Source organism: Pseudonocardia sp. MH-G8, from assembly GCF_002262885.1.
In the GTDB taxonomy this organism is placed as follows: Bacteria; Actinomycetota; Actinomycetes; order Mycobacteriales; family Pseudonocardiaceae; genus Pseudonocardia.
In genome coordinates this window covers 417,347-437,492 of record NZ_NKYF01000004.1, presented here as the reverse complement: position 1 = coordinate 437,492, position 20,146 = coordinate 417,347, and the positions used below count along the sequence as shown (strand labels likewise).

Sequence of the window (20,146 nt, the reverse complement as noted above, 5' to 3'; positions counted from 1 at the left end):
TCCCGATGTCGTCAGGGTGTGACCGGCCGCAGGTTGACGTGGTCGAGCCGGGGGACCCCGCGCTCCTGCCCGAGGACGGCCCAGCCGGCCGCCTCCATCGCGAACCGGACGCCGTCGGTCGCCGCCAGACCGATCCAGCGGGCGACGAGGACCCGGCTGAAGTGGCCGTGCCCCACGAGCACGACGTCGCCCGCGTCCAGTCGCTCCCGGACGTCGGCCAGCAGGCTGTCCGCCCGCGCGGTGACTTCCTGCGGTGCCTCGCCGCCGGGGTGGGGGTGGGTCCACACCGTCCAGCCGGGCACGGTCTCGCGGATCTCCGGGGTGGTGCGGCCCTCGTACTCGCCGTAGTCCCACTCGGCCAGGCGCTCGTCGACGGCGTCGACGCGGAAACCGGCCAGACGGGCCGTGTCCTGGGCCCGGGTGCGAGGGCTGGTCAGCACCAGCGCGGGCGGCCCGGCGGCGCGCAGCGGCGCGACGAGCGGCCCGGCGGCGGCCGCCAGTTCGCGGCCGCGATCGGTGAGGGGGACGTCGGTGCGGCCGGTGTGCTTGCCGGAACGCGACCACTCCGTCTCGCCGTGGCGCAGCAGGAACACGCGGCCCGAGGTCATGGTCCGCAGCCTAGGCGACGCCGATCCGGAGCCGGCCGGTCCGCAGGCCTGCGGCCCGGCGGCGTTCCCGGACCGAGGTCGACCTCCACCGGCGCGCCCGCTGAGCGTCCGGTGATCACGCCGGGCGGCCCGCGCTACTGCGCCGGTTCCTCACCCGTCTGCGCCACGCGCTCGGCGATCTCGCGGAGCTTGATGTTGGACTGTTGGGACGCGCTCGTCAGCAGGGCGAATGCCTGCGCCGACGTCAGCCGCCGGCGCTCCATCAGGATGCCGATGGCTTCGCCGATCACCTGCCGGCTGGAGATGGCCTCGCGCAGCTGCGCCTCGGTGCGCGACCAGGCCATCGCGACCGCAGCCTGCGCGGCGAAAACGGTGCCGACCTGCCGGGCCTGCTCGCCGAAGGCGTGGGATGCCTTCGCGTACAGGTTCAGGGCGCCGAGGGTGTCGCCACCGGTGGACAGCTGGAAGCCGAAGCCGCTGCCGATCCCCAGTTGTACGGCCCGGGGCGCGTACCGCTGCCAGCGGGTCTCGCCGGCCATGTCGGGGATCTCGAAGGTCCTGCCCTCCCGCAGGGCGTCGTAGCACGGACCCTCCCGCAGCTCGCCCTGGACGGCGTCGGACTGCCGGACGACGTCGTCCGTGGCCGCCGCGGACAACACGTTCCCGCGGCGGTCGATGGTGAGGATCCCGGCGTGGTCGCACCCGTCGACCGTCTGCACGGCCCACTCGACGATGGTGTCGAGCGTGGCCTGCACGGTCCGCTCGCCCAGCAGGACCCGCGCCATCTCCGCCAGCTTGGACGCCACGTCGTCCGCGTCGTCGGTCATCGTCCTCCTCGCTCCGGCCCGGACGGTCCGGTCCTGCCGCCATCAGACCACGGGCGGCCGGGGCCCGCGGCGCGGAGCACGGTGGTCAGACGGCTGTGGAAGGGGGGCCGGCCGCCTCCGTCATCGTCCTTGACTTATATCGGCATTACCTTATGGTTGGGTCGTGCACGCGTTCGATGTTCTCGGCGATCCCGTCCGAAGACGCATCCTCGAGCTGCTGGCCGGCGACGAGAGGTCGGCGGGCGAGGTCGTCCGGGTGGTCGGCGACGAGTTCGGGATCAGCCAGCCGGCGGTGTCCCAGCACCTCAAGGTGCTGCGGGAGTCGGGGTTCGCGGGCGTGCGGGTCGAAGGGGCGCGCCGGGTGTACACGCTCGACACGACACCACTTCGCGGCGTCGACGAGTGGCTGGATCCGTTCCGGCGGTTCTGGGAGCCGCGCCTGGATGCGCTTGCGACCGAGATCGCCCGGGGGAAGAAGGCGCGACGAGAGAGCACCGGGCCGAGCCGGAGCACCGAGGAGGAGTAGTCATGGCTCAGCAACCCGAGCGGATCATCGCCGCACAGCCGGACGAGGTGCGCCGCGAGCTCACCGTCCGACGCGACGAGAAGAGGCAGCACACGTTTCAGACCATCAGCCGGTCCTATCCGACCACCGTGGATGACCTCTGGGAGGCCTGCACGCAGGCCGACCGGCTCGAGCGCTGGTTCGCACCGGTGAACGGGGACCTGCAACTGGGAGGTCGCTACCAGGTCGAGGGCAACGCGTCCGGCGAGGTGGTGGCGTGCGAGCCACCGCAGTCGTTCACGGTGACGTGGGAGTTCGCCGGGGATTCCAGCCAGGTCGTCGTGCACCTCACCCGGAAGGGGACGACCGGACCCGGCTCACCCTCGAACACGCGCACACGGGCGACGTCGACTCGGATTTCTGGGCCCGGTTCGGACCGGGCGCGACGGGGGTGGGCTGGGACCTCGCGTTGCTGGGTCTGTCGCTGTACCTGATCGCCGGGGTGGACCGTCCCGACGATCCTGATGCCTTCGCCCGGACTGCACCCGCCCAGCAGTTCATCCGCGCGGTGAGCGGGCGTTGGGCCGAGGCGTCGGTGCAGGCGGGAACACCGGAGGAAGACGCCACCGCGGCCGGGAACCGCACCACAGCCTTCTACCTCGGCGAGGAGCCCGCATGACGTGCCCGGGTCGGGTGCCGCCACCCGACGGCGGTCCTTCGTCGCACAGGTGCAGGAGGCTGAGGTGACCGACCGGGTGGTGGCCGGCGTGTTGGCCGAGTTGGCCGCGCTCGAGGACCCGAAGACGCGCGAGGTGAACGCGAGGCACGGTGACGATCACGGTGTGAACCTCACCGAGCTACGTGCGCTCGCGAAGCGGCTGAAGACCCAGCAGGAACTCGCGCGCCGGCTCTGGGACACGGATGACACCGCGGCGAGACTGCTGGCGATCCTGATCTGCCGGCCGAAGGCGTTCGAGCGTGCCGAGTTGGACGCCATGTTGCGCGCGGCGCGCACCCCGAAGGTGCACGACTGGCTCGTGAACTACGTGGTGAAGAAGAACTCGCATTCCGAGGAGCTGCGCCTGGCCTGGTCCGCCGATCCGGATCCGAGGGTCGCCGCTGCCGGTTGGGCGCTGACCACCGAACGCGTGAGGAGGAAGCCCGAGGGCCTCGACCTCGCAGGACTGCTCGACGTCATCGAGGCGGAGATGAAGGGCGCCCCGGATCGCCTGCAGTGGGCGATGAACGAGTGCCTCGGTCGGATCGGGATCGAGCACGCCGAGCACCGCGACCGTGCCATCGACATCGGTGAGCGCCTGCAGGTGCTCGAGGACTACCCGACTTCCCCGGGCTGCACGTCTCCCTTCGTGCCCACCTGGATCGCCGAGGTGGTGCGCCGGCAACACGGCCAGTAGGACGCTGGGCCGTGGGAGACCGCCCACCAACGAGAAGCGACGCTGACCGACGAGAAAGTGTTCTCGCCGGTCAGCGCCGCTTTCGGTGCCTGGATCAGGCAGCTGCCTTGGTCTCCCAGAAGATCTTGTCGATCTGGGCGATCAGTTCGAGCAGCTCCTGGCCGGTGGCCGGGTCCATCGACGACTTGGCGCCGTCGGCGCCGCCGCCCGCCTTCTTCGTGGCCTTGTTGAACAGCTCGTGCAGCTCCGGGTACTTCTCGAAGTGCGGGGGCTTGAAGTAGTCGGTCCACAGCACCCACAGGTGGTGCTTGACCAGGTCGGCGCGCTGCTCCTTGATGTGGATCGCGCGGGTGCGGAACTCGGGGTCCTCGTTGCCCTGGTACTTCTCCTGGATCGCCTTCACCGACTCGGCCTCGATTCGGGCCTGCGCCGGGTCGTACACGCCGCAGGGGAGGTCGCAGTGCGCGGTGGCCTCCAGCCGCGGGCGGAGAATGCGCGTGAACAGCCGCATGGGTCCTCCCTGGATGGTGATCGTTCTGGCGTGCCCGACACTACTCCCGGCGTCGGGGCGCAGCAGGGTGACGAGGGGGTGGGAGTGCGCTTGCGGAGGGTGGCCGTGCGCGGACCGTCGATGTCTCCGACGTTGCGCGACGGCGACGTCGTGCTCGTCTGGTTCGGCGCGCGGGTCCGGGCGGGCGACATCGTGCTGGTCCGCTGGTCGTCCCGGCCCGAGCAGCTGTCGGTCAAGCGGGCTGCTCGCCCCGCGGACCGCGGGTGGTGGGTGCTCGGCGACAACGACCACGGTTCGACGGACTCGCGCCTGCTCGGCCCGGCGGAGGTGCTGGCGGTCGTCCGGGCCCGGTTGTGGCCGCGGCCGCGGAGGTTCCGCAGCCGCCCGTGACGCGGCCGTCGAACGTCGGTTGGTGCGGCGGCCGCGGCAGGGATGCGGATCATGTCGCTGCCGGCCCGCTCATGCCCCCCTTCTCCGCCCACGCGACCCGTCGACGGGGTGCGTGGCGCGAGTTCGGGTGCGTGGCGGGACGCGGGGTGTGGGGGTGGTGCGGGACAGTGGCCGCGAGCCGGGGACGGCCCGCCCACAGGAGTTTCATGACCATATGGACGTGAGGGGTTCTGGATCTTCCCCGAATTTCTCTCAGGTCTATCTGATCATGAAAAGTGCGCTCCGCGGAACGTGTGGGGTGACCGGCCGGCGTGCGAGGCGTACGTGAGTGCGGCCGTGAGGGCCCTGGTGCGCGATTCGCACCGCGCCGTCGCAGGAGTGGAGCCGCGCCAGGCCTGCCTCCCAGGCACGAGCAGACGAGTGCGCCGTTCGTCGGCCGGAGGCGCGGTCCGGCCGCGGGTTCGCGTAGGCTCGCGCCGAACCCGACTGCCCATCCGCCGGGGCTCGCCGCATCATCCTGCGGCGCCCCCGCGAGGCCGTCCGGCACCGGTCGCGACCCGCGACCTCCGGTGCACGGCGAGCGAGCGCCCCTGACGGCGCCCCCACCGAGCAGAGCTTGCGGCGCGAGCGTCTGCACCGAGCAGAGCTTGCGGCGCGAGCGTCTGCACCGAGCACCTGTACGAGGAAGTGGACCTGTGACGATCGCTGGAGAACGCACCCTGCCCACCCGCGAGGAGATCTTCGCCGCCCACGGCGGTGGCAAGCTCGCGACCGCGCTCACCGCCCCGCTGGTGGACGCGCGCGACCTGGCCGTCGCCTACACGCCGGGTGTCGCGGAGGTGAGCCGCGCCATCGCCGCCGAGCCGGGGCTCGCTGCGCGCTACACCTGGGCGAACCGCCTCGTGGCGGTCGTCAGCGACGGCACCGCCGTGCTCGGGCTCGGCGACATCGGCCCGCGCGCGTCGCTGCCGGTGATGGAGGGCAAGTCAGCGCTGTTCAAGGCGTTCGCGGACCTCGACTCGATCCCGCTCGTGCTGGACACCACCGACGTCGAGGAGATCGTCGAGACGCTCGTGCGGCTGCGGCCGAGCTTCGGCGCGGTGAACCTGGAGGACGTCTCCGCGCCTCGCTGTTTCGAGCTGGAGCGCAGGCTCGTCGAGGCGCTCGACTGCCCGGTGATGCACGACGACCAGCACGGCACGGCGATCGTGCTGCTCGCGGCGCTTCGCGGTGCCTGCGCGGTGCAGGACCGGGACCCGGCGGGGCTGCGCGTCGTCATCTCCGGGGCGGGTGCCGCCGGCGTGGCGTGTGCTCGCATGCTGCTGGCCGCCGGGATCGGCGACGTCGTCGTGCTCGATTCGCGCGGCGTGCTCGACCACGGCCGTGGCGGGGAGAAGGCGGCGCTGGCCGCCGTCACCAATCCCCGGGGTGTGGCGGGCGGGGTCGCGGAGGCGCTCGACGGCGCCGACGTCTTCGTGGGGCTCTCGAGTGCGGTGCTTCCCGAGGAGCTCCTCGCCCGGATGGCGCCGGAGGCGATCGTCTTCGCGCTCTCCAACCCCGACCCCGAGGTGCACCCGGACGTCGCGCGGCGGCACGCCGCGATCGTCGCCACGGGGCGCAGCGACTTCCCGAACCAGATCAACAACGTGCTCGCGTTCCCCGGGGTGTTCCGCGGTGCGCTCGATGCCGGTGCGCGGCGGATCACGGAGCCGATGAAGCTGGCCGCCGCGGACGCGATCTTCTCCGTCGCCCGCGACGACCTCACGGCCGAGTCGATCGTGCCGAGCCCGTTCGACCCGCGTGTCGCGCCCGCCGTGTCGGCCGCGGTCGCGGCGGCGGCTGAAACGCCCGACCGCGCCGTGTGACGCTGTGCAGCCTGCGGTTCTGCGCCGTTGGAGATCAAATGAAGATCAATTTGATCACGGAGCGTGCGTAAAGGAGCGTCACTCACTCGGGGTGGGGTAGGCCGATCGAGAAGTTCGCCCAGATCCCGTGGCGGATGTCGTCGTTGAAGCTGTGAGTATTCAGTCCGCAACGCTGGGAGACGCCGTGAGAGACCGCGGACACCGTTCCGGTCAGGGCGCGGCCATCGAGCCGCCGACCGAGCCGACCGGCACCGGGTGCGCCTCCGACGCGGTGTTGCGGACGGACCTGCACCGTTCGCGGCAGGCCGTGCTGGGCGGGGGCCTGCATCCGGATGCGGCGCTGTTCGCGTCACGCCTGGCCCAGGCGGTCGTCGAGGCGCCGACCGGCGAGTGGGGGGACGGGCGAGGGCCCGGTCCCCTCCCGGCGTTGCGCGATGCGGTGTTCGGTGGCGGGGCCGTCCCGGCGGCCGTGCCGGACGTGGTGGCCCTGCCCAGCGATCCCGCGCTGGTGTGCGACCGCGAAGAGCGGGTCGTGCGCGTCAACCCGGCGCTCGCACGCCTGGCCGGCGCGCACGACGCGGACCTGACCGGTGTCGGGCTGCACGAGCTCGTCCTGGGCCCCGACGCCGAGGCGCGGCTGGTGCGTGCGGACGGGGGCCAGGTCCCCGTGCGGACGGTGCGCTGGACGGTTCCCGGCACCGGACTGACCGTGGTCGTACTGCTCGAGCGCAACGCCGCAACGGTGATAGACCCCCTGTGGGTCACCGAGCTGGAGCGGCTGGCCCGCGTCGGCACGTGGTCGTTCGAGCTGGCGACGGCCACGCTGCACCGCAGCGGGACCCTGGACGAGCTCTACCACGCGGTGGGTGTCGACCCGGACGGCGCCGGCACCGGGCCGGTGGAGGGCGAGCAGGTCGCGGCCCTGTGCCGGGCGTTGCGCACGGGCGCGCCGACCGGCGACCACCACATCGAGCTGCAGTTGCCCGGCGACCGGATGCTCAGCTGTCGCGCGGAGGTCGAGCGCGCCGAGGACGGTGTGCCGGTGCGGCTGATCGGCGTCGTGCACGACGTGAGCGCGGAGCGGGTCGCCCGCAGGCGCGTGGAGCGCTCGTGCGAGCGGTTCTCCGACCTGATGTCCGTGGCCCCCGGGGGTGTCGTGCTGCTGGACCCCTCGGGTCGCGTGGTCGACGCCAACGCGGCGTTCTGCACGTTGCTCGACGTTCCGCTGGAGGACCTGCGCGGTGTGGCGGCGACCGCGCTGGCCGCCGATGAGAGCGCCGGTGGAGCGGCGCTGCCGGCGTGGCTGCGTCCGCTGCCCCCGGGAGCGAGCCACGGCTACCGCGTCGAGAGCACGCCGCTGCGCCGCGGCGACGGCACCACGGTGTGGTGCGACCTGGCCGTCTCGGTCACCACGGCCGACGACGGCGGCCGGCTGTGGCTGGTGACCTGCACCGACGTCTCGGACCGCAGGCGGGCCGCCGAGCTGCTGCGCAGTGCGGGCACGGTGGACGAGCTCACCCGCCTGCCCAACCGCGCCGCATGCCTCGAGCTGGTGGACCGGCTGCTCGCGGGCCAGGAGCGCGAGCGGGTCGCCGTGGTGTGCGGGGACCTCGACGACTTCGCCCGGGTCAACTCCTCGCTCGGTCACGACGCGGGGGACGACCTGCTCGTCTCGCTCGCCGGGCGGCTGCAGCGCGAGCTGCCGTTCGGGTGCACGGCCGCGCGGCTGGGCGGCGACGAGTTCGTCGTCATCTGCGCCGACCACGCGGAGGTCGGCGGGCCGGACCAGCTCGCCCGCACCGTCGCCGACCTGTTGCGGACCACGATCACGGTGTGCAGCCGGCCGGTGCAGATGACGGCGTCGGTCGGACTCGCCACGCCGGTCCCCACCGGCGAGGTGCGGGCCGCGGATCTGCTGCGGTTCGCCGAGGCGGCGATGCACGACGCGAAGCGCCGCCAGTCCCGCGGTGGGATCGGGATCGCCACCGACGGCGTCGTCACCTCGGCCACCACCGCCCTCGAGCTCGAGGCGGAGCTGCGCGCCGCGATCGCGGGCGAGGGCCTCGTGCTCGACTACCAGCCCGTCGTCGGGCCGGACGGCACGGTGCTGTCCGTGGAGGCGCTGGTGCGCTGGCGACACCCGGAGCGCGGCCTGATCCCGCCGGCCGACTTCCTGCCGGTCGCGCAGCGCAGCGGTCTGCTCCGCGAGCTGGACCTGTGGGTGCTGCGCACCGCCACCCGGGAGGCCGCGACCTGGCCCGAGCAGCGGGGCCGCCGCTGCGGCGTCGCGGTGAACCTGGCCGGGCTGCTCCCCGGGGACGCGGGCTTCCTCACCGCGGTGAGCGACGCCGTCCACGCGGCCGGCCTGGCGTGGGACCAGCTGGTGCTCGAACTGGTCGAGACCAGCCTCGTCGCCCTGCCGCCGCACGCGCTGGCCGCGATGGCCGAGCTCACCGAGCGCGGGGTGCGCTTCGCCGTGGACGACTTCGGCACCGGCTACTCCTCGCTGGCCCGGCTCAAGGAGCTGCCGGCGCAGACGGTCAAGGTCGACAGGGCGTTCGTGACGGGCATCGCCGACGACCCGGCCGACTTCGCGGTCGCCCGTGCGGTGGTCGACATGGCGCGCGCGATGGGCCGCACCACGGTGGCCGAAGGGGTGGAGACCGCCGAGCAGTTCCACGTGCTGCGCGGCATCGGTGTCGACGCCTACCAGGGCTGGTTGTTCTCCCGCCCGGTCCGGCCGGACGACTTGCGGGAGGTGCTGAGGCGGGGGAAGCTGGCGACGCCCGCCTCGGCGGGCCGCTGACGCGGGTATCGCTCGCGGTTGTCGGTGTGTCGGGATAGCCTCGCGGAGATGCGGCGACCGGCAAGGGGTCGTCGGTGAACACGGAGGTCTCCCGGGTGATCGAGTTCCGGGGCGTGACCAAGCGCTTCCCCGACGGCACCGTTGCGGTCGATTCCCTCGACCTCGTCGTGGACGCCGGCAAGATCACGGTCTTCGTCGGTCCGTCCGGATGCGGCAAGACCACGTCGTTGCGGATGATCAACCGCATGATCGAGCCCACTGGCGGCACGATCACGGTCGACGGGCGCGACGTCACCGCCGCCGATGCCGCCGACCTGCGTCGGGGCATCGGGTACGTCATCCAGCAGGCGGGGCTGTTCCCGCACCGCACCATCCTCGACAACATCGCCACGGTGCCGCTGTTGCTGGGCTGGGGCAAGGCGAAGGCCCGCGGGCGCGCCGCCGAGCTGATGGAGCTGGTGGGCCTGGACCGCGAGATGGCCAAGCGCTACCCCGCCCAGCTGTCCGGCGGTCAGCAGCAGCGGGTGGGTGTGGCCAGGGCACTGGCGGCCGATCCGCCGATCCTGCTGATGGACGAGCCGTTCAGCGCGGTCGACCCGGTGGTGCGCGAGAGCCTGCAGGACGAGCTGCTGCGGCTGCAGTCCGAGCTGGGCAAGACCATCGTGTTCGTCACGCACGACATCGACGAGGCCGTCAAGCTCGGCGACAAGGTGGCTGTGCTGCGGGTGGGCGGGGTGCTCGCCCAGTACGACGAGCCCGGCCATCTGCTCGCACGGCCCGTCGACGACTTCGTCGACAACTTCGTCGGACGCGACCGGGGTTACCGGGGCCTGGGCTTCCTCTCCTCCGACACGATCGCGATCGGCGAACTGCCCACCCTCGCGCTGGGTGAGCCGGTCCCCGACGACGACGCCTGGGTGCTCGTGATCGACGCCGAGCGGCACCCGCAGGGCTGGTTCAACGGCGCCGACCGCAACGGCGCCACCGTCGTCGACGCGGCGCACCTGGTGCCGGGCGGCTCGCTCTACGACATCGGCTCCGGCTCGCTGCGGAGCGCGCTCGACGCCGCGCTCTCCTCACCGTCGGGCCAGGGTGTCGCGGTCGACGCCGACGGCCGGGTGGCGGGATCCATCACGGCCGACGACGTCCTGCGCGTGGTCGATGACGTCCGTCGTGACGACACGGCTGCGGCCTGAGGGGACGCGCACCTGTGGTCTGGGTCTGGGACTGGATCCCGCGCAACACCTCCTTGATCAGCACCTTGCTGGTGGAGCACGTGCAGCTCTCGCTGGTGCCGGTGGTGGTCGGGCTGGTGGTCGCCGTTCCGCTGGGCTGGCTCGCCAACCACACGCGGGTGGCGCGGTCCGTGCTGATCCCCACGTCCGGCCTGCTGTACACGATCCCGTCGCTCGCCCTGTTCGTCCTGCTGCCCGGGCTGCTCGGCCTGCAGGTCAGCAACTCGCTGAACGTCATCATCGCCCTTGCGCTCTACACGGTCGCCCTGCTGGTCCGATCGATCGCCGACGCGCTGGCCGCGGTGCCGGCCATGGTGGTGGCCGCAGCCACCGCGATGGGGTTCCGCCCGGGCCGCCGGTTCGTCGCGGTGGAGCTTCCGCTCGCGGTCCCCGTGCTCATCGCGGGTCTGCGGGTCGCCACCGTCTCGAACATCAGCCTCGTCAGCGTCGGTGCGCTCATCGGCAACGGCGGGCTCGGCGAGCTGTTCACCGACGGCATCCAGCGCTCGAACATCGTCGAGATCATCACCGGTATCGTGCTCATCGTCGTGCTCGCGCTGGCCGCCGACGCCGTCCTGCTGGGCATCGGGAGGGTCGCCACCCCGTGGAACCGGGTGGGCAGCGGGTCCGGGGGTGGCGCGTGAGTCTCTTCGCCGGGGTGGTGGAGTGGTTCGCCACGGCCGCCAACTGGACGGGCAGCGACGGCGTACCCGCCCGGCTGGTCGAGCACCTGTACTACAGCGGCATCGCGCTGCTGATCGGGTTGGTCATCGCGTTGCCCGTCGGGGCGTTGGTCGGCCACACCGGCCGCGGCAGCTTCCTGCTGGTCGGTTTCGGCAACGGCATGCGCGCGCTGCCCGAGCTGGGCCTGCTGACGCTTCTGGCGCTCCTCATGGGCATCGGACTGCTGCCCGTCGTCCTCGCGCTCGCCGTGCTCGCGGTACCGCCGGTGCTGGCCGGCGCATACGCGGGGGTGCGCAACGTCAACCGCGCCACCGTCGATGCCGCGCGCGGCATGGGCATGCGCGAGTCGCAGGTGCTGTTGAAGGTGGAGCTGCCGAACGCCCTGCCGCTGATCCTCGGCGGGGTCCGCTCCGCGGCCCTCCAGGTGATCGCGACGGCCGCCATCGCCGCAGTCGTCAGCTTCGGCGGTTTCGGCCGGTACCTGATCGACGGGCAGCGCCAGTACGACTACGCCGAGATGGTCGCCGGTGCCGTCCTGATCGCGCTGCTCGCCCTGCTGGTCGAGGGCGTGCTCGCGATGCTGCAGCGCGCCGTCGTCTCTCCCGGGTTGCGCAGCCGCGCCGGGCGCTCACCCACCGTCGACATCGCTCGACCGGAACCCGACGCACCCTCCACCCCACCTCCCCCCGCTCCCGAACTCGCTGGAGTCGAACGATGACGCGCACGTCCACCCTCCTCGCCGGCGCAGCAGCCGGAATCCTGCTGCTGTCCGCCTGCGGCGGGAGCGATCCGCTCGCGCCCGGCGGTGGCGGACAGGCTCCCGCGCCGTCCGACACCATCCGCATCACCTCCGCGGACTTCCCGGAGAACCGCGTCCTCGCGGAGATCTACGCGCAGACCCTGGAGAAGCGGGGCGTGAGCGTCGAGCGCGATTTCGGCGTGGGCGCCCGCGAGGTCTACTTCCCCGGCCTGACGGACGGCTCGTGGGACCTGGTGCCCGACTACACCGGTGTGCTCCTGCAGTTCGTGAATCCCGACGCCGCCGAGACCGAACCCGACGCCGTGTACTCCGCGCTGCAGGGGCAGGTGCCCGAGCCGCTCACGGTGCTCGACCGGTCCGAGGCGGAGAACAAGGACGCGATCGTCGTCACCGCCGAGACGGCGCAGCAGTACGGCACGTCGCTTGCCGACTACGGCCCGATCTGCGGAGAGCTCGTGTTCGGCGGCCCGCCCGAGTTCGAGACCCGGCCCGACGGGCTGCCCGGCATCGCGGAGTCCTACGGCTGCACGTTCAAGGAGTTCCGCCCGCTCGACACCGGCGGCCCCCTCACGGTGGCTGCCCTGGCCGACGGCACCGTGCAGGCGGCCGACCTGTTCACCACCGACCCGGCGATCGAGGAGCGCGGGTTCGTCGCCCTGGAGGATCCGCAGAACAACTTCGCCGCGCAGAACGTCGTGCCGCTGATCAATGAGTCGAAGGCCACCCCGGAGGTGGTCGAGGCGCTCAACGCCGTGTCGGCGGCGCTCACCACCGAGGGCCTCGTGGAGCTGAACCGGGAGCTCAACTCGCCGGAGAAGCCCAACGTGGACGTGGTGGCGAAGGGGTGGCTGGACGCCAACGGTCTCTGAGCCTCGTCGGCCGACGGGTCACTTGCGGGGATTTCCGGGATTCTCACCCCACCACTGGTAGATCAGGTGACCCGTCTTCTCGGCGCGCCCCTTGATCGGGGCTCCCTCGGGGTCGGAGCCGCAGTATTTCTGCACTTCGTAGATGTAGACGTCGTCGCGGGTGCCGGCCTCGATGAACCACCTCTTGCCGGGAGGTCCCTCGGGCATGTTCAGCTCGAAGCTGGCCGAGTGGGACACCGAGTCGGTCACCTCGAACCCCAGCGCGGTCGAGATCACGGGTATTGCGGCCTCGACCGACACCGAGACGCTGTTGGATGCCTCCACGGTCCTCGACAGGGCGAGCGTCCCTGGTCCTTGCCCCGCGACCATCCACTCCGGGCCGTGCTCGTAGTTGTCGAAGCTGAGGCTCCACTTGTCGTTCTGCACCTTGAACGTGGGCAGCAGGCCGCGCTGCTCGCAGGTGGGCTCTTGCGCGACGGCGACTCCGGCGCTGGTCAGGAGGGTGAGGGCGGCGCCGACGAGGGCGACCGCGACGGATGCCGGGCGACAGGCGACCATGATGTTCCTTCGGGCGAAGGTGGCGAGATCCAGGAGTTCGAAGGCTACGGACCCTCCTCTCCGAGATGTGGCGTTTCGGAGAACTCCCCGCTCCGATTCCTGCATGCAGGCGACGCGCCGCGGGACCCGTAGAGTTTCGGCGCGCGGTGCTCAGCGGTAGCCCGTCACGTCTGCCGGCTTGCCGGCGTCCTGCACCTCGACGATGTAGCGCCAGCTGTCCGGGGTCGAGCCGTCGAGGTCGGTGAAGCCGTACTCCTTCGCGAGCCCGCCGCTGGACAGGCTTGTGCCCTGCCAGCGGGCGCGGTCGGGGTCGGCGGCCAGCGCGGCGACGGCGCGGCCGACGAAGCGAGGGGTTTCGGAGATCGCGAAGTGCGGTTCCGCCACGCACGCGTCGCGCCAGTTGTCCTCGGTGACGCCGAAGTGGTCGAGCATCATCTCCGAGCGCAGCCAGCCAGGTGTGATCACCACGGACGTGCCGCCGTGCGGGCCGAGCTCGTGCGCCCAGCTGCGCGCCAGCCGGATCGGCGCGATCTTGGCGAGGTCGTAGTAGGCGTTGAGCCGGTAGTTCTCGGCGTTGTACTCCGCGGTTCCGTCGGTGACCTCGACGACGAGCCCGCCGGGCCGCTCGATCAGCAGCGGGAACGCGTACCGCGCGGTGATCAGGTGGGTGTCGACGGCGAGGTGCAGGATCCGCAGTCCCGCCTCCATCGGGTGCTCCCAGACGGGCTTGTCCCACTCCGTCAGGTTCTCGCCGCCCCAGATGTCGTTGACGAGGACGTCGAGACGGCCCTGCTCGGCGCGGATGCGGGCCACGAGCGCCTCGACCTGCTCGGGGACCAGGTGGTCGGTGGGCACGGCGATGCCGGTGCCGCCTGCCGCCGTGACCAGGTCGGCGGTGTCCTCGATCGTCTCCGGTCGGTCGTACTCGCTGCGCCGCTCCCGGGTCGTGCGGCCGGTGACGTACACCGTGGCCCCGGCCGCCCCGAGCTCCACGGCGATGCCCCGGCCCGCGCCCCGCGTCGCCCCCGCCACCAGCGCGACCTGCCCGGCGAGGGGTCTTTCCATCGATGCCATGGTTCGAGGATGGCGCGCTTCGCTGACATCTACTGTCGGTGTAGCGCAGGTGTATCGTATGTGCATGGCGCGTACCAACATCGACATCGACGACGAGCTCGTCGCCGAGGCGATGCGGAAGTTCGGCCTCAAGACCAAGAAGGATGCCGTCGACCTGGCGCTGCGCAGGCTCGTGGGGCCGCGGCTGTCGCCGGAGTTCTTCGAGAGCCTGGAAGGCATCGGCTGGGACGGCGATCTCGACGAGATGCGGGAGTCGCGGGTCCAGGAGATCGAGGACCGCGAGTGGAGCTGATCGACTCTTCGGTGTGGATCGAGTTCCTCCGGCGCACGGGTTCGCAGGCCAACGTCGAGCTGCGTGAGATGTTGCAACACCGTCCGGGCGACGTCGCGACGACCGAGCCCGTCGTCATGGAGCTGCTCTCGGGCGCAGGGAGCGACCGGGCGTTCTCCCAGATCGACAAGCTGTCGCGTGGGGTCCGGTTGCTGCCGGTCGAGGCCTCGCTCGACTACCGCGACGCCGCGATCGCGTACCGCGCGGTCCGGAGGGGCGGTCACACCGTCCGGAAGACGATGGACTGTCTCATCGCGGTCGTCGCCGCCCGCACCGGAGCCACGTTGGTGCACTGCGACCGCGACTTCGACGTGCTCGCCGCGGCCCTACCCGACCTGCGGGTCCGCTCGCTGGTCTGAGCGCGTCGACGTCCACGCCACCCGGAGCGACCGGACGGCGGAGCGGATCACCACCACGAGCACCACGGCGCTCGCGACGACCGCGACCAGGGCGAGGGGCCTGGTGGTGAGCATCAGCCCCGCCTGCTCGGCGTGCGCCAGGTTCATCACGATGGCGGTGCCGCCGCACACGAGCGCGCCGCCGGCGGCCGTGAGGCCGGTCAGCGCGGTGATCCACCGGGGTGCGGCGGTGCGCCGGAACGTGGCGGTGAGCAGCGCGAGCGCGGCCGCCGCGATCCCGAAGCTCGCGACGTCCTGAACGCGGGCCAGCGCGGCGACGACCGCCGGCGCCGGGCCGGGCCAGCCGACACCGGACTGCCACAGCAGGTCCCAGCCGAGGACCATCGCGGGGAACGTGACCGCCAGCAGCAGTGCGGTCGCGCGGCCCTGGCGCACGGTGAGCTCCTCCTGCATCAGCGGCGCCACCTCGCGGACCGGCCCGAAGTCCTGCACGGCTGCGGCGGCGGCCGGCAGCGGCTCCAGCCCGCCGGCCCGGTAGGCGTCGGCCGCGTCCTGCAGCCCGTCGTGCACTTCCGCGATCATGCTGCGCTTGTGGGTGCCGGGCCCGTGCAGCATGCGGTCGAGCTCGGCCACGTGGCTGGCCACGGGGTCTGCGATGCGGTTCACGATGCGTTCTCCGCGGGTCGGGCCGGCCGCAGGACGGCCTCCACGACCGCGCTGAACTCCCCCCAGTCGGCGCGCTGCCCGGCGAGCGCGTGTCGCCCGGCGCGAGTGAGCGTGTAGGTGCGGCGCTCGCGCCCGCCGACCGTGCTCCACGCGCCCGAGAGCAGGCCGGCCCGCTCCAGCCGGCGCAGCGCGGGGTAGACGGTGCCCGTGGGCAGGTCCAGCCGCCCACTGCTGCGCGCCTGGAGGGATTCGATGATCGCGTAGCCGTGGCGGGGCCCGTCCTCGAGGACGGCGAGGATCAGGCCGTCGAGGTGGCCGCGGACCGCGTCGGGCTTCATGCATAGAGACTCTACCTAGTCGGGCGCCCCTGAGATCCGGCTCAGTATCAGGGATGTCCCGGATTCATACGTAGGCTCTCTACCTATAGCGTCCCGAGCGTGGACACTCTCGCCCCTCCGGCGGTTCCCGTGCGGAGGCCCCGGATCACCCTCTGGACGCTGCGGCTGGTGCTCTCCGTGCACCTGCTGGCGGTACTCGCACAGCCGGTGCTCGCCGGCAGGTACCTGATCGGTGACGTCGACGCGATGGCGGCGCACGGGCTCGTCGGCTCGCTGCTGACGTTCGTGGCGATGGTCGTGATCGCCGCGGCGCTGGCCTACGTGCTCGTCGTCCGGGGGCGGGTGTGGATCCTGCCGGTCGCGGTGCTGCTGTTCCTGGCCGACGGCTTCCAGATCGGGTTCGGTTACGGCCGCGAGCTGAACCTGCACGTGCCGCTCGGTGTGGGGATCGTCGTCGGCGCGGTCCTGCTCACGACCTGGGCGTGGATGCCGGTGGCCGCCCGGCCACGGGGGCGGCGATGAGCCCGCGGGTGTCGCGGCGGGGGTTCCTGGGGCTGCTCGGCGGGGCGGCGGCGCTCGCGGCGCTCCCGGCGTGCGGAGCGCTCCCCGCCGGATCCACCGGAGAGGTGCTGGCCAGCGCGCTGCCGTTGCCCGAGCCGTTCCGGGTGCCGCTGCCGGTGCCGCCGGTGGCGCGGCCGGTCGGCGTCGACGAGGCGGGGGCGGAGCTCTACCGCGTGACGCAGCGGGTGGTCGAGCAGGAGATCATCCCGGGGTACCGGACGCCGGTCCTCGGCTACGACGGGATCTTCCCCGGCCCGACGTTCGAGACCCGTCGCGGGCGTCCGGTCGTGGTGCGGCACCGCAACGAGCTGCCGGTGCCCACCGTGGTGCACCTGCACGGCGGGCACACGCCTGCCGAGCACGACGGGTGGCCGCTCGACCTCGTGCTCCCGGTGGGCGACACCAGCGACTGGACCGGCCACCACGGGATGGTCGGGGACCTCGCCGCGGGGGAGCGCGAGCACCGCTACCCGAACGATCAGCGCGCCGCCACGCTCTGGTACCACGACCACCGGATGGATTTCACGGCACCTGCGGTCTACCGCGGGCTCGCCGGCTTCCACCTGGTTCGCGACGACGTCGAGGACGCGCTCCCGCTCCCGCGCGGCGAGCGCGAGCTGCCGTTGATGATCTGCGACCGCGCCTTCGCGGTGGACGGCTCCTTCGCCTACCCGGGCCTGGACCAGGGGATGCGCTCGCTCCCCGGCGTGGAGGACGCGTGGATGGAAGGCGTGCTCGGTGACGTCGTGCTCGTCAACGGCGCGCCATGGCCGGTGCACGAGGTGGACGCCGCGCGCTACCGGCTGCGCCTGCTCAACGCCGCGAACGCCCGGCGTTTCCGGATCGCGCTGACGGTGCCCGGCGGGCCTGCGGTGCCGCTCGTGCAGATCGGCTCCGACGGCGGGCTGCTCGCCGCACCCGTCACGCACGAGGCGATCGAGATGGCGCCGGGCGAGCGGTTCGACGTGGTCGTCGACTTCTCCGTGCTGCCGGTCGGCACCGAGGTCACGATGGTCAACGGCCTCGACGGGGGGCGGGCGGGTGACGTGATGCGGTTCCGGGTCGTGCGCAGCGCCGCCGACGACAGCCGGGTGCCCGACCGGCTCGCCGGGATCGAGCCGCTGGTACCGCCGGCCGGGGCGACCGAGCGGACGTTCCGCTTCGGTCGTGGCGCGGTCGGCGACCACAAGGGCTGGACGATCAACGGCACGTCCTTCGACCCGAACACCTCGCTCGCGGACATCCGGCTCGGCGAGATCGAGGTGTGGCGGTTCGTCACCGACGTCCACCACCCGGTGCACGTGCACCTGGACGCGTTCCAGGTGCGCAGCCGTGGCGGGCGGCCGCCCTCGCCCTACGACGGCGGGTGGAAGGACACCGTGGACGTCCGTCCGGCCGAGGTCGTCGAGGTCGCGGTGCGCTTCACCGAGCACGCCGGCCGGTTCGTCTTCCACTGCCACAACCTCGAGCACGAGGACATGGCGATGATGGCGACGATCCGGACGGTCTGACCCCCGCTCTTGTCCGCGCCGCGACCCTGCCCTTCGATGGTCACGTGCGCGGTCAGGACCTGCATCTCGATCTCCAGCCCGGTCGTGGGCGTGGTCGTGCGCTCGAGGTGGCCCTGCGCGACGCGGTGCGCTCCGGTCGGCTCGCCCCCGGCACCCGGCTGCCCGGCACCCGCAGCCTCGCCGCCGACCTCGGATTGGCCCGCGGCACCGTCGTGCAGGTCTTCGACCAGCTCGTCGCCGAGGGCTGGCTCGTCGGGGTGGCCGGCTCCGGCACCGTCGTCAACGACGTCGCCACCGCGACCGCGCGTCCGCGTGCGAAGCGGTCACCGTCCGCATCGGGCGGGTCGTGCATCGACCTGCGGCCGGGGCGCCCCGACGTGAGCGCGTTCCCGCGCGCGGCGTGGGCGGGCGCCGTGCGCCGGGTGCTCGCGGGGAGCAGCGCCCCGCTCGACTACGTCGACACCGCGGGACTCCCGGTGCTGCGGGCCGCCGTCGCCGACCACATCGCCCGCACCCGGGGGGTGCAGGCCGCGCCGGAGTCGGTGGTCGTCACCGCAGGGTTCACGCAGGCGCTGGCGCTGCTCGGGCGGGCGGTGCACGCGCTGGGTGTCCGGGATGCGGTGACCGAGGACCCGGGTTTCGCCCGGCACCGGCAGGTGCTGCAGGCCGCGCGGCTGCACGTGCGGCCGCTGCCCGTCGGGCCGGGCGGTGCGGATCCGTCCGCCCTGCCCGACCGGCCGGCCCTCGCCGTGCTCACGCCGGCGCACCAGCACCCGTACGGGATGCCGCTCGCCCCGGAACACCGGGCGGGCGTCGTCGCGTGGGCGCGCCGATGCGGCGGATTCGTCGTCGAGGACGACTACGACGGCGAGTTCCGCTACGACCGGCAGCCCGTCGGGGCGATGCAACCGCTCGATCCCGACCGCGTCGTCTTCGCCGGCAGCGTCAGCAAGACCCTCGCTCCCGCGATGCGGATCGGCTGGTTGGTCGTCCCGCAGGCGCTGCGGGCGGCGCTGCGCGAGGAGATGGTGGCCGTGGCGGCCGCGGTGCCGGCCGTCGACCAGCTGACGCTCGCCGACCTGCTCGGACGCGGCGACTACGACCGTCACGTCCGGCGGGTCCGGCTCGCCTACCGCAGGCGGCGGGAGGAACTCGGGAACCGCCTCGCGGCGATCGGCGGACCCGTACCTGCGGGCGTCGCCGCCGGGCTGCACGCGCTGCTGCCCGTCGGGTCGGCCGCGCAGGAACGGGACCTGGTGGCCGCGGGCGAGCGCTCCGGCGTGCGGCTGCACGGGCTGCACACCAGCAGGTACTGGCACCGGCCCGCGCCCGAGCGCCCCGGCGCGTTGGTGATCGGCTACGCCACACCCGCCGCGCACGCGTGGCGCCCGGCGCTCGACGCCCTCATCGAGCTCCTGCGGTGAGCGCGAACCCGGTGCGCCACGAGTGGTGCCGCGGAGTCCACCCGCGCTCCTCGCGGGCCCGCCGGTTGTCCGCCCCCCGCGCCCAGGGGCGCCTGGCGGTCCCGGCGGCCGGTCCCGGTGGTGGAGCGCCGACCGCCTCGCAGAACCGCGGCACCCAGTCCCGGGCCGCGGCCGGCTCGTCGTCGCAGACGTTCACCGCGCCCGACGGCCAGGACAGGGCGGCCACGGCGGCCGCGGCCGCGTCGTCGACGTGCAGGAAGCTCGTGACGTCGCCGTCCGCGGGCAAGCGGCCGGCGCGCGCGTCCGCGGCCCGGAGCCCGTCCGCGGTGAACCAGGTGTCCGGGCCGTAGAACATCCCGTAGCGCAGCACCACCCATTCCGGCGCCTCCCGCACGGCCGCTTCGAGGGCGGCGATCCCGCGCACGCTGGTGCTGCGCGGCTCCGGGGCGTCCAGGTCCAGCGGGGCGTCCTCGTCCGCGGGGGCCCCGCCGCCCGCGTAGGCCCACGCGATGCTCTGGGCGACGATCCGGCGGGTGCCGGCGGCGAGCGCGGCGTCGACGAGGTGGCGGGTGCCCGTCACGCGCACCTCGGCATTGGCCGCGGGGTCGCCGCTGCCGAGGTCGGTGAGCTGGTGCACGACGACGTCGGGAGCGGCGTCGTGCACCGCGGCCGCCACGGCGTCCGCATCGAGGACGTCGGCGACCACCGGGTGCGCTCCGGCGGCCCGGAGCAGGGGGAGGCGGTCCGGTCGGCGGGTCAGGGCCGTCAGGTGGTGGCCGTCGGCAACCAGGAGCGGGACCAGCCGCCTGCCGATGACGCCGGTGGCTCCGGCCAGGAGGATCCGCATCG

The 20,146-nt window shown here is 72.9% G+C and carries 24 protein-coding genes; 16 read left to right on the top strand and 8 right to left on the bottom strand.

Annotated features, from left to right (window positions below):
- Positions 1 to 11: 11 nt before the first annotated feature.
- Both CFP66_RS13995 and CFP66_RS13990 read right to left on the bottom strand, forming a co-directional pair.
- The gene (locus CFP66_RS13995; RefSeq protein ID WP_094923773.1) at positions 12 to 608 is read right to left on the bottom strand and encodes an acid phosphatase; all 597 of its coding nucleotides are present in this window, start codon (positions 606 to 608) and stop codon (positions 12 to 14) included.
- Between the two features lie 134 nt (positions 609 to 742).
- On the bottom strand, positions 743 to 1,435 hold the full coding sequence (locus CFP66_RS13990) for a GAF and ANTAR domain-containing protein (RefSeq protein ID WP_094923771.1): 693 nt from the start codon (positions 1,433 to 1,435) through the stop codon (positions 743 to 745).
- 163 nt (positions 1,436 to 1,598) lie between these two features.
- Between CFP66_RS13990 and CFP66_RS13985 the strand changes: the two genes are divergently transcribed.
- The 4 genes from CFP66_RS13985 (at position 1,599) to CFP66_RS13970 (ending at position 3,355) form a co-directional block, all read left to right on the top strand.
- The gene (locus tag CFP66_RS13985; protein WP_094923769.1) at positions 1,599 to 1,961 is read left to right on the top strand and encodes a helix-turn-helix transcriptional regulator; all 363 of its coding nucleotides are present in this window, start codon (positions 1,599 to 1,601) and stop codon (positions 1,959 to 1,961) included.
- A 2-nt stretch (positions 1,962 to 1,963) separates the two neighbouring features.
- On the top strand, positions 1,964 to 2,434 hold the full coding sequence (locus CFP66_RS50295) for an SRPBCC domain-containing protein (RefSeq protein WP_094923766.1): 471 nt from the start codon (positions 1,964 to 1,966) through the stop codon (positions 2,432 to 2,434).
- On the top strand, positions 2,410 to 2,619 hold the full coding sequence (locus CFP66_RS50290) for a hypothetical protein (protein ID WP_158228095.1): 210 nt from the start codon (positions 2,410 to 2,412) through the stop codon (positions 2,617 to 2,619). The genes CFP66_RS50295 and CFP66_RS50290 overlap by 25 nt, the downstream gene beginning before the upstream one ends.
- Before the next feature lie 64 nt (positions 2,620 to 2,683).
- The gene (locus tag CFP66_RS13970; protein ID WP_233159401.1) at positions 2,684 to 3,355 is read left to right on the top strand and encodes a DNA alkylation repair protein; all 672 of its coding nucleotides are present in this window, start codon (positions 2,684 to 2,686) and stop codon (positions 3,353 to 3,355) included.
- A 94-nt stretch (positions 3,356 to 3,449) separates the two neighbouring features.
- On the opposite strand, the gene sodN is transcribed toward CFP66_RS13970, so the two are convergent.
- Positions 3,450 to 3,860 (bottom strand): superoxide dismutase, Ni, encoded by a 411-nt coding sequence (sodN, locus tag CFP66_RS13965; protein ID WP_198961443.1) that lies wholly within the window; start codon positions 3,858 to 3,860, stop codon positions 3,450 to 3,452.
- A 36-nt stretch (positions 3,861 to 3,896) separates the two neighbouring features.
- On the opposite strand from sodN, the gene CFP66_RS13960 reads away from it, so the two are divergent.
- The 7 genes from CFP66_RS13960 (at position 3,897) to CFP66_RS13930 (ending at position 12,475) form a co-directional block, all read left to right on the top strand.
- Positions 3,897 to 4,256 (top strand): S26 family signal peptidase, encoded by a 360-nt coding sequence (locus tag CFP66_RS13960; RefSeq protein ID WP_369805040.1) that lies wholly within the window; start codon positions 3,897 to 3,899, stop codon positions 4,254 to 4,256.
- A 695-nt stretch (positions 4,257 to 4,951) separates the two neighbouring features.
- On the top strand, positions 4,952 to 6,121 hold the full coding sequence (locus CFP66_RS13955) for an NADP-dependent malic enzyme (protein WP_094923757.1): 1,170 nt from the start codon (positions 4,952 to 4,954) through the stop codon (positions 6,119 to 6,121).
- A gap of 184 nt (positions 6,122 to 6,305) precedes the next feature.
- Positions 6,306 to 8,927 carry an EAL domain-containing protein gene (locus CFP66_RS13950; protein WP_233159400.1) on the top strand — a complete coding sequence of 874 codons (2,622 nt, stop codon included), beginning with the start codon at positions 6,306 to 6,308 and terminating at the stop codon, positions 8,925 to 8,927.
- A 95-nt stretch (positions 8,928 to 9,022) separates the two neighbouring features.
- The gene (locus tag CFP66_RS13945; protein ID WP_094923934.1) at positions 9,023 to 10,123 is read left to right on the top strand and encodes an ABC transporter ATP-binding protein; all 1,101 of its coding nucleotides are present in this window, start codon (positions 9,023 to 9,025) and stop codon (positions 10,121 to 10,123) included.
- Between the two features lie 14 nt (positions 10,124 to 10,137).
- A complete protein-coding gene (locus CFP66_RS13940) occupies positions 10,138 to 10,806 on the top strand; it encodes an ABC transporter permease (RefSeq protein WP_094923754.1) in 669 nt (222 codons plus the stop codon).
- Positions 10,803 to 11,564 (top strand): ABC transporter permease, encoded by a 762-nt coding sequence (locus tag CFP66_RS13935; RefSeq protein ID WP_094923750.1) that lies wholly within the window; start codon positions 10,803 to 10,805, stop codon positions 11,562 to 11,564. The genes CFP66_RS13940 and CFP66_RS13935 overlap by 4 nt, the downstream gene beginning before the upstream one ends.
- Positions 11,561 to 12,475 carry an ABC transporter substrate-binding protein gene (locus tag CFP66_RS13930; protein ID WP_094923745.1) on the top strand — a complete coding sequence of 305 codons (915 nt, stop codon included), beginning with the start codon at positions 11,561 to 11,563 and terminating at the stop codon, positions 12,473 to 12,475. The genes CFP66_RS13935 and CFP66_RS13930 overlap by 4 nt, the downstream gene beginning before the upstream one ends.
- A gap of 18 nt (positions 12,476 to 12,493) precedes the next feature.
- Here the strand turns inward: CFP66_RS13930 and CFP66_RS13925 are convergent, their stop codons facing one another.
- Together CFP66_RS13925 and CFP66_RS13920 are read right to left on the bottom strand one after the other, a co-directional pair.
- A complete protein-coding gene (locus tag CFP66_RS13925; protein ID WP_094923742.1) occupies positions 12,494 to 13,033 on the bottom strand; it encodes a hypothetical protein in 540 nt (179 codons plus the stop codon).
- A gap of 150 nt (positions 13,034 to 13,183) precedes the next feature.
- A complete protein-coding gene (locus tag CFP66_RS13920) occupies positions 13,184 to 14,098 on the bottom strand; it encodes an SDR family oxidoreductase (protein WP_198961431.1) in 915 nt (304 codons plus the stop codon).
- 73 nt (positions 14,099 to 14,171) lie between these two features.
- Here CFP66_RS13920 and CFP66_RS13915 point away from each other — a divergent pair, with 73 nt between their 5' ends.
- Positions 14,172 to 14,399, top strand: a complete 228-nt coding sequence (locus CFP66_RS13915; protein WP_094923931.1) for a type II toxin-antitoxin system VapB family antitoxin — start codon at positions 14,172 to 14,174, stop codon at positions 14,397 to 14,399.
- Positions 14,390 to 14,797, top strand: a complete 408-nt coding sequence (locus CFP66_RS13910) for a PIN domain nuclease (protein WP_094923735.1) — start codon at positions 14,390 to 14,392, stop codon at positions 14,795 to 14,797. The genes CFP66_RS13915 and CFP66_RS13910 overlap by 10 nt, the downstream gene beginning before the upstream one ends.
- Here CFP66_RS13910 and CFP66_RS13905 read toward each other — a convergent pair.
- Together CFP66_RS13905 and CFP66_RS13900 are read right to left on the bottom strand one after the other, a co-directional pair.
- Entirely contained in the window at positions 14,765 to 15,463 is a 699-nt protein-coding gene (locus tag CFP66_RS13905; RefSeq protein WP_094923730.1) for a hypothetical protein, read from the bottom strand. The two genes, CFP66_RS13910 and CFP66_RS13905, sit on opposite strands and share 33 nt — an antisense overlap.
- Positions 15,460 to 15,801 (bottom strand): PadR family transcriptional regulator, encoded by a 342-nt coding sequence (locus CFP66_RS13900; RefSeq protein WP_094923727.1) that lies wholly within the window; start codon positions 15,799 to 15,801, stop codon positions 15,460 to 15,462. The genes CFP66_RS13905 and CFP66_RS13900 overlap by 4 nt, the downstream gene beginning before the upstream one ends.
- 99 nt (positions 15,802 to 15,900) lie before the next feature.
- On the opposite strand from CFP66_RS13900, the gene CFP66_RS13895 reads away from it, so the two are divergent.
- Genes CFP66_RS13895 through CFP66_RS13885 form a run of 3 tightly spaced genes read left to right on the top strand, consistent with a single transcriptional unit; the run spans position 15,901 to position 19,297 of the window.
- A complete protein-coding gene (locus CFP66_RS13895; RefSeq protein WP_143517253.1) occupies positions 15,901 to 16,323 on the top strand; it encodes a hypothetical protein in 423 nt (140 codons plus the stop codon).
- Positions 16,320 to 17,873, top strand: coding sequence for a multicopper oxidase family protein (locus CFP66_RS13890; RefSeq protein ID WP_094923928.1), 1,554 nt, complete (start codon positions 16,320 to 16,322; stop codon positions 17,871 to 17,873). Before CFP66_RS13895 ends, CFP66_RS13890 begins: the two co-directional genes overlap by 4 nt.
- A gap of 44 nt (positions 17,874 to 17,917) precedes the next feature.
- Positions 17,918 to 19,297, top strand: coding sequence for a PLP-dependent aminotransferase family protein (locus CFP66_RS13885; protein ID WP_233159399.1), 1,380 nt, complete (start codon positions 17,918 to 17,920; stop codon positions 19,295 to 19,297).
- Here the strand turns inward: CFP66_RS13885 and CFP66_RS13880 are convergent.
- The gene (locus CFP66_RS13880; protein WP_094923920.1) at positions 19,278 to 20,144 is read right to left on the bottom strand and encodes an NAD(P)-dependent oxidoreductase; all 867 of its coding nucleotides are present in this window, start codon (positions 20,142 to 20,144) and stop codon (positions 19,278 to 19,280) included. The two genes, CFP66_RS13885 and CFP66_RS13880, sit on opposite strands and share 20 nt — an antisense overlap.
- Between the last annotated feature and the right edge of the window lie 2 nt (positions 20,145 to 20,146).

Bases quoted from the DNA above. Each gene is read 5' to 3' on its own strand.
- CFP66_RS13995 (WP_094923773.1), bottom strand. From the start codon at position 608: ATGACCTCGGGCCGCGTGTTCCTGCTGCGCCACGGCGAGACGGAGTGG.
- CFP66_RS13990 (WP_094923771.1), bottom strand. From the start codon at position 1,435: ATGACCGACGACGCGGACGACGTGGCGTCCAAGCTGGCGGAGATGGCG.
- CFP66_RS50295 (WP_094923766.1), top strand. From the start codon at position 1,964: ATGGCTCAGCAACCCGAGCGGATCATCGCCGCACAGCCGGACGAGGTG.
- CFP66_RS13930 (WP_094923745.1), top strand. From the start codon at position 11,561: ATGACGCGCACGTCCACCCTCCTCGCCGGCGCAGCAGCCGGAATCCTG.
- CFP66_RS13925 (WP_094923742.1), bottom strand. From the start codon at position 13,033: ATGGTCGCCTGTCGCCCGGCATCCGTCGCGGTCGCCCTCGTCGGCGCC.
- CFP66_RS13920 (WP_198961431.1), bottom strand. From the start codon at position 14,098: ATGGAAAGACCCCTCGCCGGGCAGGTCGCGCTGGTGGCGGGGGCGACG.
- CFP66_RS13915 (WP_094923931.1), top strand. From the start codon at position 14,172: ATGGCGCGTACCAACATCGACATCGACGACGAGCTCGTCGCCGAGGCG.
- CFP66_RS13900 (WP_094923727.1), bottom strand. From the start codon at position 15,801: ATGAAGCCCGACGCGGTCCGCGGCCACCTCGACGGCCTGATCCTCGCC.
- CFP66_RS13890 (WP_094923928.1), top strand. From the start codon at position 16,320: ATGAGCCCGCGGGTGTCGCGGCGGGGGTTCCTGGGGCTGCTCGGCGGG.
- CFP66_RS13880 (WP_094923920.1), bottom strand. From the start codon at position 20,144: ATGCGGATCCTCCTGGCCGGAGCCACCGGCGTCATCGGCAGGCGGCTG.